The organism is Saccharothrix hoggarensis, from assembly GCF_052936025.1.
This window is the reverse complement of sequence record NZ_CP193624.1, coordinates 5201662-5216090: the sequence shown is the minus strand read 5'-3', so window position 1 is coordinate 5216090 and position 14429 is coordinate 5201662. Positions and strand designations below refer to the sequence as shown.

Here is a 14429-nt window from a genome sequence, read left to right as displayed (position 1 = left end):
TCTCGCTGACCCTGGTGCCCTCACGGGCGCCGGGTGGCTTGCGGCTGGCTTTTCAACCGCGTAGACGATCACCGTAGTAGAGGGAGGGCGGCGGGCTGCAACGGGAGGGGCTTCCACGCGGCCGGAACCTCCCGGACCGCCGTTCGCCGGGCCGGTGGCGGACTGCTTGGCGGTGCCGCCACCTGCGCGGACGTGCTAGCGGGGACGTGCGCTCTCCGTCGGCGGCGTTTCCACGACCGGGTGATGGGTATCCCTGAACCAGAACGTGAGCCGACGGAGAGGAGCCGGTCATGGGGACCGACGACAAGTTCAGCAACAAGGCCGAAGAGCTCAAGGGCAAGGCCAAGGAAGCTGTCGGCGACGCCACCGACAACGAGCAGTGGCAGGCCGAGGGCCGCGCCGAGCAGACCAAGGGCTCCCTCAAGCAGGCGGGTGAGAAGGTCAAGGACGCCTTCCGTGGCGACAACCGCTAGTCGGACCTCCGCCGCAGCGCGAAGCGCCGCCGAGTTCGTGCCCGAGGGCGCGGACCTGGCGGCGCTTCGCCGTGCGGCGGCCGGTTGCCGGGGCTGCGAGTTGTACCGGCCGGCCACCCAGACGGTGTTCGGCGCGGGACCGGAGGACGCCAGGCTGATGCTCGTCGGCGAGCAGCCGGGCGACGTGGAGGACCGGCAGGGCGAGCCGTTCGTCGGGCCCGCGGGCCGGTTGCTGGACAAGGCCCTCGCGGAGGCCGACCTGGCCCGTGAGGGCGTCTACCTGACCAATGCGGTCAAGCACTTCAAGTTCGTGCCCGCCGAGCGCGGCAAGCGGCGCATCCACAAGACGCCGGCGCGGGGCGAGGTCACGGCCTGCCTGCCGTGGCTGCGGGCCGAGGTGGCGCGGGTGCGGCCCGCGCTCGTGGTGTGCCTGGGCGCGACGGCCGCGAAAGCCGTGCTCGGCACGGGTTTCAAGGTGAGCGAGCAGCGGGGGCGGGTGACCCGCGCCGAGGAGTACGACGTGGACGTCATCGCCACCGTGCACCCGTCGGCGGTGCTGCGCGCGCCGGACCGGACCGAGGCGTACCAGGGGTTCCTGGCGGACCTGAAGGTGGTGCGCGAACACCTGGGGACGTGAAGCGGCCCGCCGCGGGGAGCAGCACGTCGGCAACGTCACGTGGCTTGCCGCGCGTCCCGGAACGTGAAGCCGCGCGTCCCGGAACGTGAAACGGCCCCCTGACCGCTTCCCGCACCAGGTGCGGGCCGAGCTGGACTGGGCTCGGGGTCACGGGGGCCGGGTGGCTGCCTGGGATTCGCCCAGACCACCTGGGAAAGGCCGGTCCTAGCGGACAGCCACCTCACGCAGAGTCCTACAGCCAGTCAACTTCGGACCACCTCCTTCCTCGTGTACCGCGAACGCTATGCGAGCGCCGGGGCGGCTCGCAACGGGAATTTCGCGACCGGCCGCGAGGTCCGTTTCCCGCCGGATCGCGACGCCGTCGCGCCGCAGGATCGGTGGCATGGAATTCGACGGCAAGGTCGCCCTCGTCACGGGCGGCAGCAGGGGTATCGGCGCGGCGATCGCGGTGCGGTTGGCCGAACTGGGCGCGGACGTCGCGGTCACCTACCGGAACCACCCGGGCGACGTGGCAGACCGGGTGAAGGGGCTCGGGCGGCGCGTGGTCGCCGTGCGGGCGGACAGCGGCGACCCGGAGGCGGTGGCCGCGGCGGTCGAGGAGACCGTGTCGGTGCTGGGCCGGCTGGACGTGCTGGTCAACAACGCGGGCGCGTTCATCGTCGCGCCCGTGGAGGAGCTGACCGCGGCCGACTTCGACCGGACCTTCGACGTGAACGTGCGGGGCGCGTTCGTGGCGGTCAAGGCGGCGTTGCCGCACCTGCGCGACGGCGGGCGGATCATCAGCATCGGCAGCAACGCCGCCGAGCGCGTGGTGTTCCCCGGGTTCTCGCTGTACTCGGCGAGCAAGAGCGCGTTGGTGGGGTTGACGAAGGGGTTGGCGCGGGAGCTGGGGCCGCGGGGGATCACGGTGAACCTCCTGCACCCCGGCGCGACCGACACCGACCTGAACCCGGCCGACGGGCCGGCCGGTGACGCCGTGCGCGGCTTCACCGCGGTCGGGCGGTACGCGGAGCCGTCGGAGGTGGCCGCGGCCGCGGCCTTCCTGGCGTCCGACGCGGCCCGGTACGTGACGGGCGCGCAGTTGCACGTCGACGGCGGGTTCACCGCCTGATCCGGGCGGGCGGAGCGGGGCGCGCCGAGGCGCGCCCCGCTCCTCACCCCGGTCAGCTCGCGTTGACGTCGATGCAGGCGTAGAACGCGTTCGCGGTGTCGCCGATGTTCCAGATGGCGAGCACCGTCTGGCGGCCGGAGGCGCCCAGGTTCACCGAGTGGGACACGGTGGCCGGGGGCTGCAGGTTGCCGCCGTCGAAGAAGCCGACCCGCCGGCCGCTGACGTAGTACTCGTAGCTCGCGGTGCGGTGCCGCGCGGTGAACGTCCAGTTGAACGTGACGGTGCGGCCGGTGTTCGCGACCTGCCACCCCTTGGTGTTGTCGTTCAGCTCGGCGAACCGCGCCACGCCGCCGTTGCAGCTGCGCAGGCCCTTCGGGCCTTCGACGCTCTGCGGCTCGTACTTGATGGCGCCGCACGGGACGACCCCGCGGGCGCACTGGGCCTGACGGCTGGGCGGGGACGACACGTAGCCGTGCGCGAAGGCCGGCGCCGAGGGCAGGGCGACCGTCACGAGTGGCGCGGCGAGTATGCCTGCCGCCACCGCGGCGATCCTTCGGCGGAGTGACATGTGGACTCCTCTGTTCGGGATGGGCGGAAACGCTTGTGGCGAACGCCAACCCGAGTGCGTGTGGGCGGGAACAGGCGTTCACCCAAACGCGGCGGCAGGTCTAGACCATACTCTCTGTGATTGCCCTGTGACAACCGTCAAGCCGGTATCCGGTGCGGACCCAGGGGGATCAGGCACGCATGCGACCTTTGGTCCTGCCGGTAGGGGGACGGGTCTCCCAGCGGCCGTTGGAAGGCCGAATGCAACGAAAGGGGTCGCTGTCGCATTAGGGGTGCGAGATCGAGGTCGAGTCGATGATCGGGAGTTGCCGGTGGAGTTCACTGAGTACGTGGCAAGGCAGCGTCCCGCGCTGATGCGGTTCGCCACGGTCCTGACGTGCCGGACGTGGCTGGCCGAGGACCTGGTGAGCGACGTGCTGGGACGGGCGTTCGAACGCTGGGATCGGATCTCGGGGATGGCCGAGCCGCACGCCTACGTGCGGCGGATGGTCGTCAACGAGTACCTGTCCTGGCGCAGGAGGCTGACCCGCACGTCCCCGCGCGCCGAGGTCGAGCCGGCGGTGATCCCCGACGGCGCGGACGAGCGGGCCGAGCGGGACGCGATGATCCGCCGCCTCGCCGCCCTGCCCAGGAAGCAGCGTGCGGCCGTGGTCCTGCGCTACTACGCGGGCCTGTCCGACAGGGAGATCGCCGCACAGCTGGGGTGCCGGGAACCGACCGTACGCAGCCAGATCCACCGCGCGCTCAACGCCCTGCGCATCGACCTCGCCACCGCCGGCGCCCGCGACTTCCAGGAGACCTCATGAGTGACCTGCGCACCCTCCACGACGCCTTCTCCGAGTTGGAGCGGCGCGCCGACGCCGCGAGCGCGGCCGCGGGTACGGCCCCGGTCGTGCGGCCGCGCCGGGCCGTGCGGCTGGTACCCGTCGCGGCCACCGTCGTCGCGGTGGTGGGCCTGGTCGCGGGTGCGGTGTGGCTCGCGCCGAGCGACCCCGGCACGCACGCCGCCGGCGCGCCGACCACCTCGTCGGCGACCGCGCCATCCACGACCACGGCGCGCAGCCCCGTCCCCACGTCGCCGGAAGACCTGATCGCCCGGTTCAGGGTGGTGCTCGGCGACACCGCGACGTTCGAGGTGATCACGCAGACGACCTTGCCGGGGACTTCGCCGTCGAAACACCAGGAACCGGGGACGGTATCGGTCTTGACGGCACAGCCGGGGGACCCGGACAACTGGGCGCTGATCGCCGGGACCCTGACCTCCGCCGGCGTCACCGGGAGCTTCGACCTGATGATCCGCTCCAGCGATTCCGAGCCCCGCGAGTGGTGCCGCCTCGCCCGCACGGAGGACTGCGATGTCAGCACGCTGCCCGACGGCTCCCGGCTGGTGACCGGGACCGGGCGGCAGGCCCCCGGCGCGGTGTCGTACCTGGCGTGCCTCATGCGGCACGACGGGACGACGGTCCTCATGCACGTCGGCAACCAGGAGGACCCCCGGGGCGCCGCGATCAACTCGCCGGGCGGCGAGATCTACTCGCCGCAGCCACCGCTGACCCTCGACCAGCTGAAGGCGATCGTCACCTCCGACAAGTGGTGGTGACGAGGTTCATGGTGGCCGGCCACGTCGGTGGCCGGCCGTCAGGCGTCACCTCGAAGCCCGAAACCGGGGCCACACCAGGGAATCCGCCGACTACCGGTGGTCGCGGGCTTCTTCCAGCAGCCGTGTTGCCTGCGCGGTCCGCTGGTACATCACGTAGCGCCCGGCTCTGACCTTGGTGACGAGGCGTGCGCGGTGCAGTGCGGTGAGGTGGTGGGAGACGGTGCTCGGGGAGTGTCCGATCCTGGCGGCTAGTTCCGAAGTGGAGCGGGCGGTGCCGAGGTCGGCCAGCAGGGCCGCCCGGACGTGGCCGACCACCTGCGCGATGCTCCCGGTCCCGCGGTCCCGGCCGGCTCCGACCCGCTGGGCGGGGTAGTAGAGGACGAACTGCCCGGGGGTGTCGACCTGGATGACGACGTCGCGCCGGCCGAGCACGCTGGGGGCGAGGACCAGGTCCCGGCCGGTGACGTCGATGTCGCCGTCCCACGAACTGGCGAGGGTGACCGCGTCCCCGGCCCACTCGATGTCGGGGTGGAGCGCTCCGAGCGCCCGGCCGACGCCGTGGGTGGCGATGGTCGTCGCGCGCTGGGCGATGTCCTGGTCGATGATCGAGCGCAGTTCGGGCCAGCCCTCGGCGAGGGCCTCCCGCCAGAACCGGGCGAGGCCGTTGGCGAGACGTCGTTGCATCCGCCCCGACTCCGCGATGCGGCGGGTCGTGGCCCGCAGCGGCCTGCTCCAGTGGGTCCGCGTGTAGGTGAGGACCTGGGTTTCGAGGTCCTCCTGCGTCGTGGCCTCGATCCGCGCGACCTGCTCGTCGAGCAGGTCGCGTCGCGGCGCGTCCGTCCCCGGCTGAGGGGTGAGGAGGTCGGGCGCGTAGGTGTCGCCGTTCCGCGGCAACAGGTCCGCGAGCAGGGCGACGTCCGGGTGGCCGAGTGACGCGCGGGCGAGTGGGCCTGGGTCTCCGAACACCGGGTGCCGGCCCGACGCGGCGGCGAGCCTCAGCCACGCCAGGGACTCCGACGCGGGAGAAGGGGCCAACCGCGTCCGGGACACCGTGTCGGCGTCTACACGCAGCATGAGCACCGCGCCGACGCTAGCAGTCGTGGCGGTGGATTCGAACCTGCTCGAATTCTTTCCGGTCCGAGGTCGGCGCGAGGTTGAGTGGTGACGCCGAACAACGGCGGCGACGTTCACCGCCGGTCTGCGGCGGTCGCCTCCCGCACGACGGTGATACGTGGCCAGTGCACCCGTTACTCGAAGAACCTGGGAGTGATCGTCATGGTGAGGCTGAAGGACACACCGAAGGCGAAGAGCCGCACGAGGAGGGTCGGCGCGATCTTGGCCGCGGTGGCGTCGATCGCCGGGATGATCTTCGCGGTGGCTCCGGCCACCGCGGCCGCTGCTCCTGCCGCCGCCTACCCCACCAGCACCTTCTCGATCGAGGTGGGGGCGAGCTACTACAAGGGCACGGTCACCTGGTACAACCGGTCGGTCGGCGTCACCGGGGCGTTCAAGGCCGTCGGGTGCCGTCGGGTCTACGGAGAGGCGTGGTCCGGTGACACCTACCTGGACACCGTGAGTTCCAGCACCTGGTGCGACAGGGCCGGGCAGGCGCCGTTCTCCATCGCCGCGGACGTCGTCGGCGGGGCCAACGAGCTCTACATCTGGATGACCACCGGAGATCCCGACTACTTCCTCGAAGGGGTCGTCTGCTACCGCGGCGTGAGCGTTTGCGTCCCCTTCTAGGAGGCCACCGCCAAGGTGTTCGCACGCCGAGGGCGTGAAACGCTCCCGGCGCACGGCAGACAGTCGAGCAGGCCCGTGCCCGTGGGCGCGCAGGGGCACCGAATCCGCCAAGCAGGTCCGGAGAACTCGGCGACCTGCCATCCGGATCTGCTTGGCGGACCGCCGGCCGGCGCCGGCCGCTGCGAGTTCGCGGGGAACTGACAGTCCATTGTGGTCAGTTCTGTGCGGTGGACGGCGCAAGGCACGGCTCCGGTCGGTCAATCGAGCGGTCCACGAAGGCGGGTGTGGCCGGAAGCGGCCGGCGGCGCTCCGGGGCGGGAGAGGTGTCGCAGGCTTGGGGCATGGGTGGGAATGACGGTGGGAGTGGTGCTCGGGTTCGCCGGGAGCTCGCGGGACTTCGGGTCACCGCCACGTCGGTCGACGGGCTCCTGACGGCGACCGCGGGTTACCTCGGCGACCTGATCGGGCTGCACGTCGACGCGCGGGTCTACCGGGATCGTGACGCCGAGGCGTTGGCGCGGAGGGTGCTGGACACCGCGCGGACGGCCGCTGAACGTGCCGCGCGGGCGGCGGGGGAGGTGGCGGACGGGTTCGGTGACGGTGACCTGCTCTTCGGTCCTTCGCTGCACGCGCTCGACCGCCTGATCGCGCGGGAGCGCGTCACGGCGGCGTCGGGATCGCGGCCCGTGCTCAGGTCCGGCATCGACCACGAGGCCGAACGCCGTGCGCTGGTGGCACGTCGGGAGGCGGCGGACGTGATCCGGGAGACGGCGGAGTCCGACGACGGGCTGGTCGCCGCGACGGCCGACGTCCGCGGCCGGCTGCTGGACCTGTCGCTGCACCAGGCGATCCACCGCTGGCCCGACTCGCGCCGGTTGGCGGACGCCATCGTCGCCACCACGCGACGGGCCGCCGAACGTGCGCGTGCCCGGCTCAACGCGACGACGACCGCTCCGGTCGCGCGTCAGGGCCTGTCGTGACGGGGCCCGGCGGTGGGGTGGACATGGACCCCGACCTCGCCGAACCGCTGATGAAGGACCTGGACGCGACCGGCGTGGGGCTGGCGAACGCCTGGCGGAACGTGCCCGCCGACACCCTCGCCGGCGAGGCGGCGATCGGCGTCGACAAGCTCGGCTGGGCGTTTCGGGAAGGGCTGAGCGGCGGGCAGGCGGCCAGTGACCTCGGCAACGGGTACATCCAGTTCGCCCACAGCGCGCGGGAGAGCGCGCAGCAGCTGCCGGTGAAGTACCAGGACCTCGCCGCCGCGGGCCTCGCCAGCGCCCGGGACTACCGCGACGCCGACCAGCGCGGTGCCGGCGCCATGCCCCGCTGACGACCCAGGTTGACGAACTCGCGCTGACGACCTGCGCGGGCGACCCATGTTGACGAACTCGCGGTAACGACTCGCGTTGACGACCCGCGCTGACCACCTGCCGACGACCCGCGCTGACCACCTGCGCTGACGACCCCGCCCGACTCCCGACAGGAGGCGCCGCCATGCCGATCCAGCCGCCGGATTCCCCGCTGTGGCACGCGATCCGGCCGCACGTCGAGTGGCCCCAGGCCGACGAGGAGGCGATGGTCAGGCTCGGCCAAACCTGGAAGGACGCGGGCGCCTACGACCACCGGCAGCACAGCGGTCGGGTCAACCAGCTGAAGGACGCCTGGAGGGACGACACCGGCCAGGACTACCACGCGCGGGCCGCCTCGCTCGTCGTCATGACGTCCGAGGCGTCCGCCCAGATGACGCGGCTCGGGTGGCTGGCCGCCCAGTACGGCGACGACGTCCGGTACACCAAGACCGAGATCGCCAAGGTGGTCAACGACACCACCGAGATGTACCGGGCGGCGTTCGCGCAGGCGGAGGACCCGACCAAGCCGCAGCGGATCGTGGCGGTGCTGACGGGCTCCATCAACGCCTTCACCGACGCCATGGCCGACCGGATCGCCGCCCGCGGCGCCCTGGGCGAGGACTTCCCCCGACCTCAGTTCGTCCCCAGCGAGCTGCCGCCGGCCCCCGGCGCGGTCGAACCGCTGCCCGGCACGGGAACCCAGCGCAACTCCGACGTGAACGGCGGGCGCGGCGAGGTCGTCAAGGCGAGTGCCGCGCCCGACCCGAAGGCGGACGCGCTGGCGGAGCGGATCGGCGGCCGGTCGCAGGTGCGATTCGCCAGGGACACGCCCGAGACCGAGTACGACGCCGTCAGCGACCAGTACGTCGCCCAGGCCAAACCGGCCAACCTCACCTACGGCAGCCAGTTCCGCAACCAGGCCCACATCACGTTCGAAGCCGCCGTTTCGACCGGGCGGACCCCCTACTTCCAGTTCGACGGCCCGCCCAAGCGCGGAGTGCTCGAGGCGCTCCAGCGTTACGCCAGGCAGTACGGTGTCGAGCCGGTCATCGACCTCCGACCGCTGTGAGGATGACATGCACCAGTTCCACGGATGGTTCCAGTTGGCGGAGGCGACGGAGGAGACCGACCTCGGCGGCCTGCGCGACGCCGTCGACCGCCTGAGGGCCCGGATCGCGGACGCGCCAGCCGGTGTCCGGGCGGCGGTGGAGTTCGTGAACGTCGCGCACTTCCTGACGCTCACCGGCAACCCCAACCGCAGGCGGGACACCTGGGTCGAGGACACGCTGGAGTTCGTGCGGACCACCCTGCCCGGATCGTGGGGGCTGCTCTACGAACGCGACGACGAGACGACGCTCCCGCCCGGTCCCAACGCCTTCCGCGTGACCGTCCTCGCCCGCGGGGAGCTCTCGGTGCGGGCCGACCCGTTCCTGTCGCCCTGCGTCCCGGTGATCGAGGACTGACCGCGGACCCCGGCACGCGACCTGTCGGCTGTGCCAGCATGAGGTGCATGCCTGCCATGCCCGAGAGTTCCGCCGGGGCCGTCGACGCGCTCGTGCCCAACGACTACGACACCTTCGGCGAGGCGTACGCCGCCGAAACCGAGAACAGCCTCCTCAACGCCTACTACACGCGGCCCGCGATCCTCGACCTGGCCGGGGACGTGGCCGGCCGGAAGGTCCTCGACGCGGGCTGCGGCTCCGGCCCCCTGTTCGCGGACCTGCGCGAGCGGGGCGCCGTCGTGGCGGGTTTCGACGCCAGCACCACGATGGTGGAGCTGTCCCGGCGGCGGTTGGGCGACGACGCGGACCTGCGGGTGGCCGACCTGGGCGGCCCGCTGCCGTACCCGGACGGCGAGTTCGACGACGTCGTCGCGTCCCTGGTGCTGCACTACCTGGAGGACTGGACCGCTCCGCTGGCCGAGTTGCGGCGCGTGCTGCGGCCCGGCGGTCGGCTGATCGTCGCCGTCAACCACCCGATCATCCGGAAGATGGCCGATCCCGGGGCCGACTACTTCGCGACCGCCCAGTGGTCCAGCGAGCACACGTTCGACGGGCGGAAGGCGGTGCTGTCGTACTGGCACCGGCCGCTGCACGCCATGACGGACGCCTTCACCGCCGCCGGCTTCCGCACCGCCGTGATCAGCGAGCCGCACCCCGCGCCGGCCGCGCGCGAGCTCTTCGCCGACGAGCTGGCGAAGTTCCCCTCCGGAGCCTTCCTGTGCTTCCTGTTCTTCGTGCTGGAGGCCGTCTAGCCGCAGCACGAGCGGTCCCGCGCGGCCCCGCCCGACGCGGGGCCGCGCCCGACCGGCCTACAGCTCCAGCCCGGTGAGCACCAGGACGCGCTGCTCGGTCAGGTCCTCCATCGCCGCGCGCACCCCCTCGCGGCCGGTGCCCGACTCCTTCACGCCGCCGTACGGCATCTGGTCGGCGCGGAAGCTCGGCACGTCGCCCACGATCACGCCGCCCACCGCCAACCGCTTCGCCGCGCGGAACGCCAGCCGCACGTCGTGCGTGAACACCCCGGCCTGCAAGCCGAACCGCGACGCGTTGACCCGGTCGAACGCCTCGTCCACCGTCGGCACGCGGTCCAGCACGACGACCGGCCCGAACACCTCCTCGTCCACGACCTTGCACTCCGCCGGCACGTCCGCCAGCACGGTCGGCTCGTACGTCGCGCCCGTCCGCCGGCCGCCGGTCAGCACGCGCGCGCCCGCCGCCACGGCCTCGTCCACCCACGCCTCGACGCGCCGCGCCGCCGCCTCGTTGATCAGCGGGCCGACGTCGGTCGCCGGGTCGGTCGGGTCACCCGTGCCGAGCTTGCGCACGTGCGCCACCACGGCTTCCGCCAACGCCGGGTACACGTCGTCATGGGCGTACACGCGTTGCACGGAGATGCACGACTGACCGCCCTGGTACATCGCGAACGTGGCGATCCGCTGCGCCGCGCGGTCGAGGTCCGTCCAATCAGGACAGACGATGGCCGCCGCGTTGCCGCCCAGCTCCAGCACGACGTGCTTGCGCGGCACCCGGTCCAGGATCGAGTAGCCCACCGGGCCGGACCCGGTGAACGACACCACCGGCAACCGCGGGTCCTCGGCCAGCGCGCCCGCCACCTCGTTCGGCACCGGCAGCACCGACCACGACCCGGCGGGCAGCTCAGCCTCCGCCAGCAGCTCGCCCAGCAGCAGCGCCACCAGGGGCGTCGCCGGCGCGGGCTTGACCACGATCGGCGCGCCGACCGCCAACGCGGGCGCGACCTTGTGCGCCACCAGGTTCAGCGGGAAGTTGAACGGCGCGATGCCCAGCACGGGGCCGCGGGGCGCGCGCCGCACCAGCGCCAGCCTGCCGTCCGCCGCCGGGTCGGTGTCGAGCCGCTGCAGCTCGCCGGAGAACCGGCGCGCCTCCTCGGCCGCCCACCGGAACGTCGACACCGCGCGCGCCGCCTCGATCCGCGACCACTTCACCGGCTTGCCGGACTCGGCGGTGATCAGCGCGGCCACCTCGTCCGCCCGCTCGGCCAGCCGCCGCGACACGTGGTCCAGCGCCGCCGCCCTGGCGTGCGCGGGCAGCGCGGCGAACTCGTCGGCCACGGCGTGCGCGGCGGCGACCGCGTGCTCCACGTCGTCGGCGGTGGCGTTGGACGTCACGCCGGCCAGTGCGCCGTCGTGCGGGGCGCGGACCTCGACCAGGTCGGGGCTCGTCGCGGGACGCCCCGCCACCCAGTACGGCGTCGTGCCGCTTGCTCGATCGCTCACTCCATCGCTCCTTCAAGCACGTCCAGGCCCTCGGCCAGCAGCTCGTCGGGGATGACGAGCGGTGGCAGGAGGCGGATCACGTTCCCGCGGGTACCGCAGGTCAGCACGACCACGCCGGCCGCGTGGCAGGTGGCCGCCACCCGAGCCGCGGCCTCGGCGGAGACCAGTTCGACGGCCAGCATCGCGCCCCGGCCCCGCACGTCCACCACGGCGTCGGACGCGAGGCCCCGCAGGCGCGGCAGCACGGTCGCCTCGATGCGGCGGGCGGCGGCGTTGAGGTCCAGCTCGCGCATGGTGTCGATCGCGCCGAGCGCGGCGGCGCACGCCACCGGGTTCCCGCCGTACGTGCCGCCGAGGCCGCCCGGGTGCACGGCGTCCATGACGTCGGCGCGTCCGGTGACGGCGCCCAGCGGCAGACCGCCCGCGATGCCCTTCGCCGTCGTCACCAGGTCCGGCACGACGTCCTCGTGGTCGCACGCGAACCAGTCGCCGGTGCGGCAGAACCCCGTCTGGACCTCGTCGGCGACGAGCAGCACGCCGTGCTCCCGGCACCAGTCGGCCAGGGCGGGCAGGAACCCCGGCGCGGGCACGATGAAACCGCCCTCGCCCTGGATCGGCTCGACCACGACGCACGCGATCCCGTCCGGGTCGGGCATCGCGGCCACCGCGCGCCGCGCCGCCTCGGCGCCCGTCAGCCCGTCGTGGAACGGGTAGGAGCCGGGCACGCGGTGCACCTCGGGCGTGAACGGCCCGAAGCCCCGCTTGTACGGCATGTCCTTGGCGGTCAACGCCATCGTGAGGTTCGTGCGGCCGTGGTAGGCGTGGTCGAACGCCACGACACCCGGCCGCCCGGTGGCGTGGCGGGCGATCTTCACCGCGTTCTCCACCGCCTCCGCGCCGGAGTTCAGCAGCACGGACCGCTTGTCGTGCTCGCCGGGCGTCAGCTCCGCGAGCCGTTCGCACACGTCCAGGTACGCCTCGTACGGCGTGACCATGAAGCACGTGTGGCTGAACCGGTCGACCTGCTCGCGCACGGCGTCGGCGACGCGCGGGGCCGGGTTGCCGACGCTGGTGACGGCGATGCCGGAGCCGAGGTCGATGAGCCGGTTGCCGTCGACGTCGACGAGCAGGCCCGGCTCGGCGTGGTCGACGAACACCGGGAGCGTCGAGGCGACGCCTGCCGCGACCGCGCCCTTGCGGCGTTCCGCCAGCTCGCGGGAGCGGGGGCCGGGGATCTCGGTGCGCAGGCGGGCCATGTGTCCAGCATCGACCTCCTGGTGACCCGGCGACAGTGTCCAGTGTGGCGAGCTAGGTGTCTGGTGTTGTACACAGTGTTCATGTCGTTGACGGTCGGGGCGCTGGCACGCGAGGTCGGGCTGGTCGTGCACGTGGACGCGGGCCTGGACCGGGTCGTGGCGTGGGTGCACAGCACCGAGCTCGCCGACCCGACCCCGTTCCTGGAGGGCGGCGAGCTGCTGCTGACGACCGGCATCGCGCTCGGGCCGCTCGCGCGGTACGTGCGGCGGCTCGTGGCGGCGGGCGCGGCCGGGCTCGGGTTCGGCACCGGGCTCAGCCACGACCGGGTGCCGGACGACCTGGTCCGGGCGGCGCGGGACGCCGGGCTGGCGTTGCTGGAGGTGCCCCGGCAGACGCCGTTCATCGCGATCACCAAAGCGGTGTCGCGGGCGGTGGCGGCGGACGAGTACGCGGCCGTGGCGCGCACCAGCGAGGCGCAGCGCGCGCTGACCCGTGCGGCGGTGTCCGACGGACCGCACGGGGTCGTGCGGCGGCTCGCGCGGCTCATCGACGGCGGGGCGGCCTTGCTGGACCCGCGCGGCTCGCCCGTGCACGTCGTGGGGTCCGTGGCCGAGCTGTCCGGGCCGGAGCTGGCCGGGCAGGTGCGGCGGCTCGCGGCGGCGGGCGGGCCGGCGGGCGCGGCGTGGCAGGCGGGGGAGCGGCACGTCGCCGTGCAGGCGCTCGGCCGGCGCGGCTACCTGGCCGTGGCGGCGGGCCGGCCGCTGGACGCGGGCGTCGTCAACGCCGCCGCGTCGCTGCTCACCGTGGCGCTGGCCCGGTCCGACGAGGTCGACGCGGTGCGCCGGGACCTGCGGGAGGCGCGGTTCCGGCTGCTGCTGGCGGGCGTCCCGGTGGACGGCGTCCCCGAAGCGCCGTTCCGCGTGTTCGTGCTGCGCGGCGACGCGCCCGTGCCGCCGGCCGCGGGGTTCTGGGCGGAGGTCGACGGGCGGGTGGTCGTGCTCGCGCGGGAGCTGGACGTGCCCGCCGCCGCGTCGCGCCCGGTGGGTGCGGGCGGTGTCGCGCGGGGCTACCGGGAGGCGCTGCGGGCGCTGGAGGAGGGCGTGGCGACGTTCGAGGAGGTCGCGGGGGCCGGGCTGCTCGCGCCGGACGCCGCGTCGTTCGCCGCCGCGCTGCTGGAGCCGCTGGACGACGTGCTGCGGGAGACCCTGCGGGTGTGGCTGTCGTGCCACGGGCAGGCCGACCCGGCCGCCACCCGCTTGGGCGTGCACCGGCACACCGTGCGCAACCGGTTGCGGAAGGCCGAGGAGCTGCTGGGCCGGTCGCTCGACCCCGCAGGCACGCGCGCCGAACTCTGGCTCGCGCTGCACGCGTCGCCGTAGGCTGTCCGCGCGCCGCCGCGTCCGTGCCCTACGCAACCAGGGGGATACTTTGGCGCGTCGACGTTTCCCGGCGCACGCGGCCGGTGTCGTCACCGTGACCGCCGCCTTGCTCACCGCCGTGTTCACCAGCCCGGCCAGCGCGTGCAGCTGCTTCCCCGGCGGTGAGGGCGACCGGTACCACCGGGCCGACCACGTGTTCACCGGGGTCGTGCTCAGCGAAACCCTCGAAGAGGGCGACCCGACGTCCACCTTCGACGACCGGTACCGGTACGCCGTGGCCGTGCGGACGGAGTACAAGGGCGACGTGCCGCGCGTGGTCGCGGTGGCGACGGCGACCAGCGGCGCCGCGTGCGGCATCCGGATGACGAAGGGCAGCGAGTACCTCGTGTTCGCGCACGGCGACTCGGCCGACCGCCGGGTGGAGTCGACCTACTGCAGCGGCACCCGGTTGGCCTCGGCCGGCCCGCCGGTGACGACCGGGTCGCTGACGACCACGACGACCCCGCCCACCAGCCCGTGCGCGACCGCCGTGCCGTAGGTCGGGGTGGGCTTC

The 14429-nt window shown here is 73.3% G+C and carries 18 protein-coding genes; 13 read left to right on the top strand and 5 right to left on the bottom strand.

The annotated features are described in order from the left end of the window. The first annotated feature begins 290 nt into the window (after positions 1–290). The 3 genes from ACRAKH_RS23400 (at position 291) to ACRAKH_RS23390 (ending at position 2221) form a co-directional block, all read left to right on the top strand. Positions 291–473, top strand: coding sequence for a CsbD family protein (locus tag ACRAKH_RS23400; RefSeq protein ID WP_380729028.1), 183 nt, complete (start codon positions 291–293; stop codon positions 471–473). After that, positions 457–1110, top strand: a complete 654-nt coding sequence (locus ACRAKH_RS23395) for a UdgX family uracil-DNA binding protein (protein ID WP_380729030.1) — start codon at positions 457–459, stop codon at positions 1108–1110. The genes ACRAKH_RS23400 and ACRAKH_RS23395 overlap by 17 nt, the downstream gene beginning before the upstream one ends. Positions 1111–1492: 382 nt before the next feature. Then, positions 1493–2221: an SDR family NAD(P)-dependent oxidoreductase gene (locus ACRAKH_RS23390; protein WP_380729032.1), complete on the top strand. Its 729-nt coding sequence runs from the start codon at positions 1493–1495 to the stop codon at positions 2219–2221. Between the two features lie 52 nt (positions 2222–2273). Here ACRAKH_RS23390 and ACRAKH_RS23385 read toward each other — a convergent pair whose 3' ends face one another. Then, a complete protein-coding gene (locus ACRAKH_RS23385; RefSeq protein WP_380729034.1) occupies positions 2274–2789 on the bottom strand; it encodes a lytic polysaccharide monooxygenase auxiliary activity family 9 protein in 516 nt (171 codons plus the stop codon). Positions 2790–3117: 328 nt separating this feature from the next. Between ACRAKH_RS23385 and ACRAKH_RS23380 the strand changes: the two genes are divergently transcribed. Together ACRAKH_RS23380 and ACRAKH_RS23375 are read left to right on the top strand one after the other, a co-directional pair. Further along, a complete protein-coding gene (locus ACRAKH_RS23380) occupies positions 3118–3594 on the top strand; it encodes a SigE family RNA polymerase sigma factor (RefSeq protein ID WP_447009291.1) in 477 nt (158 codons plus the stop codon). Next, positions 3591–4388 (top strand): hypothetical protein, encoded by a 798-nt coding sequence (locus ACRAKH_RS23375; protein ID WP_447009290.1) that lies wholly within the window; start codon positions 3591–3593, stop codon positions 4386–4388. Before ACRAKH_RS23380 ends, ACRAKH_RS23375 begins: the two co-directional genes overlap by 4 nt. 90 nt (positions 4389–4478) lie before the next feature. On the opposite strand, the gene ACRAKH_RS23370 is transcribed toward ACRAKH_RS23375, so the two are convergent. Further along, positions 4479–5462, bottom strand: a complete 984-nt coding sequence (locus tag ACRAKH_RS23370; protein WP_380728730.1) for an ArsR/SmtB family transcription factor — start codon at positions 5460–5462, stop codon at positions 4479–4481. Between the two features lie 173 nt (positions 5463–5635). Then, positions 5636–5776, bottom strand: a complete 141-nt coding sequence (locus tag ACRAKH_RS23365; RefSeq protein ID WP_380728724.1) for a hypothetical protein — start codon at positions 5774–5776, stop codon at positions 5636–5638. Here ACRAKH_RS23365 and ACRAKH_RS23360 point away from each other — a divergent pair. The 6 genes from ACRAKH_RS23360 (at position 5763) to ACRAKH_RS23335 (ending at position 9737) form a co-directional block, all read left to right on the top strand. Further along, complete coding sequence (locus tag ACRAKH_RS23360; protein ID WP_380728722.1) at positions 5763–6131, top strand: hypothetical protein; 369 nt, start codon at positions 5763–5765, stop codon at positions 6129–6131. The genes ACRAKH_RS23365 and ACRAKH_RS23360 overlap by 14 nt on opposite strands. Positions 6132–6472: 341 nt before the next feature. Next, positions 6473–7111, top strand: a complete 639-nt coding sequence (locus ACRAKH_RS23355; protein WP_380728720.1) for a YbaB/EbfC family nucleoid-associated protein — start codon at positions 6473–6475, stop codon at positions 7109–7111. A gap of 23 nt (positions 7112–7134) precedes the next feature. Next, on the top strand, positions 7135–7464 hold the full coding sequence (locus ACRAKH_RS23350; protein ID WP_380728718.1) for a hypothetical protein: 330 nt from the start codon (positions 7135–7137) through the stop codon (positions 7462–7464). A gap of 164 nt (positions 7465–7628) precedes the next feature. Continuing rightward, positions 7629–8552 (top strand): WXG100-like domain-containing protein, encoded by a 924-nt coding sequence (locus ACRAKH_RS23345; protein ID WP_380728716.1) that lies wholly within the window; start codon positions 7629–7631, stop codon positions 8550–8552. A 7-nt stretch (positions 8553–8559) separates the two neighbouring features. Beyond that, positions 8560–8946 carry an Imm7 family immunity protein gene (locus tag ACRAKH_RS23340; protein ID WP_380728714.1) on the top strand — a complete coding sequence of 129 codons (387 nt, stop codon included), beginning with the start codon at positions 8560–8562 and terminating at the stop codon, positions 8944–8946. A 47-nt stretch (positions 8947–8993) separates the two neighbouring features. Then, a complete protein-coding gene (locus ACRAKH_RS23335) occupies positions 8994–9737 on the top strand; it encodes a class I SAM-dependent methyltransferase (protein ID WP_380728711.1) in 744 nt (247 codons plus the stop codon). 57 nt (positions 9738–9794) lie between these two features. On the opposite strand, the gene ACRAKH_RS23330 is transcribed toward ACRAKH_RS23335, so the two are convergent. Next, positions 9795–11240, bottom strand: coding sequence for an aldehyde dehydrogenase family protein (locus ACRAKH_RS23330; protein WP_447009289.1), 1446 nt, complete (start codon positions 11238–11240; stop codon positions 9795–9797). Further along, complete coding sequence (gene gabT, locus ACRAKH_RS23325; RefSeq protein ID WP_380728708.1) at positions 11237–12496, bottom strand: 4-aminobutyrate--2-oxoglutarate transaminase; 1260 nt, start codon at positions 12494–12496, stop codon at positions 11237–11239. The genes ACRAKH_RS23330 and gabT overlap by 4 nt, the downstream gene beginning before the upstream one ends. 63 nt (positions 12497–12559) lie before the next feature. On the opposite strand from gabT, the gene ACRAKH_RS23320 reads away from it, so the two are divergent. Continuing rightward, positions 12560–13876 carry a PucR family transcriptional regulator gene (locus ACRAKH_RS23320; protein WP_447009288.1) on the top strand — a complete coding sequence of 439 codons (1317 nt, stop codon included), beginning with the start codon at positions 12560–12562 and terminating at the stop codon, positions 13874–13876. Between the two features lie 94 nt (positions 13877–13970). Then, positions 13971–14414 (top strand): hypothetical protein, encoded by a 444-nt coding sequence (locus ACRAKH_RS23315; RefSeq protein ID WP_380728559.1) that lies wholly within the window; start codon positions 13971–13973, stop codon positions 14412–14414. Positions 14415–14429 lie beyond the last annotated feature (15 nt).

Excerpts from the sequence above, each read along its gene's own strand:
- ACRAKH_RS23400 (WP_380729028.1), top strand. The coding sequence starts at position 291 with ATGGGGACCGACGACAAGTTCAGCAACAAGGCCGAAGAGCTCAAGGGC.
- ACRAKH_RS23390 (WP_380729032.1), top strand. The coding sequence starts at position 1,493 with ATGGAATTCGACGGCAAGGTCGCCCTCGTCACGGGCGGCAGCAGGGGT.
- ACRAKH_RS23385 (WP_380729034.1), bottom strand. The coding sequence starts at position 2,789 with ATGTCACTCCGCCGAAGGATCGCCGCGGTGGCGGCAGGCATACTCGCC.
- ACRAKH_RS23375 (WP_447009290.1), top strand. The coding sequence starts at position 3,591 with ATGAGTGACCTGCGCACCCTCCACGACGCCTTCTCCGAGTTGGAGCGG.
- ACRAKH_RS23370 (WP_380728730.1), bottom strand. The coding sequence starts at position 5,462 with ATGCTGCGTGTAGACGCCGACACGGTGTCCCGGACGCGGTTGGCCCCT.
- ACRAKH_RS23355 (WP_380728720.1), top strand. The coding sequence starts at position 6,473 with ATGGGTGGGAATGACGGTGGGAGTGGTGCTCGGGTTCGCCGGGAGCTC.
- ACRAKH_RS23350 (WP_380728718.1), top strand. The coding sequence starts at position 7,135 with ATGGACCCCGACCTCGCCGAACCGCTGATGAAGGACCTGGACGCGACC.
- ACRAKH_RS23345 (WP_380728716.1), top strand. The coding sequence starts at position 7,629 with ATGCCGATCCAGCCGCCGGATTCCCCGCTGTGGCACGCGATCCGGCCG.
- ACRAKH_RS23340 (WP_380728714.1), top strand. The coding sequence starts at position 8,560 with ATGCACCAGTTCCACGGATGGTTCCAGTTGGCGGAGGCGACGGAGGAG.
- ACRAKH_RS23335 (WP_380728711.1), top strand. The coding sequence starts at position 8,994 with ATGCCTGCCATGCCCGAGAGTTCCGCCGGGGCCGTCGACGCGCTCGTG.
- gabT (WP_380728708.1), bottom strand. The coding sequence starts at position 12,496 with ATGGCCCGCCTGCGCACCGAGATCCCCGGCCCCCGCTCCCGCGAGCTG.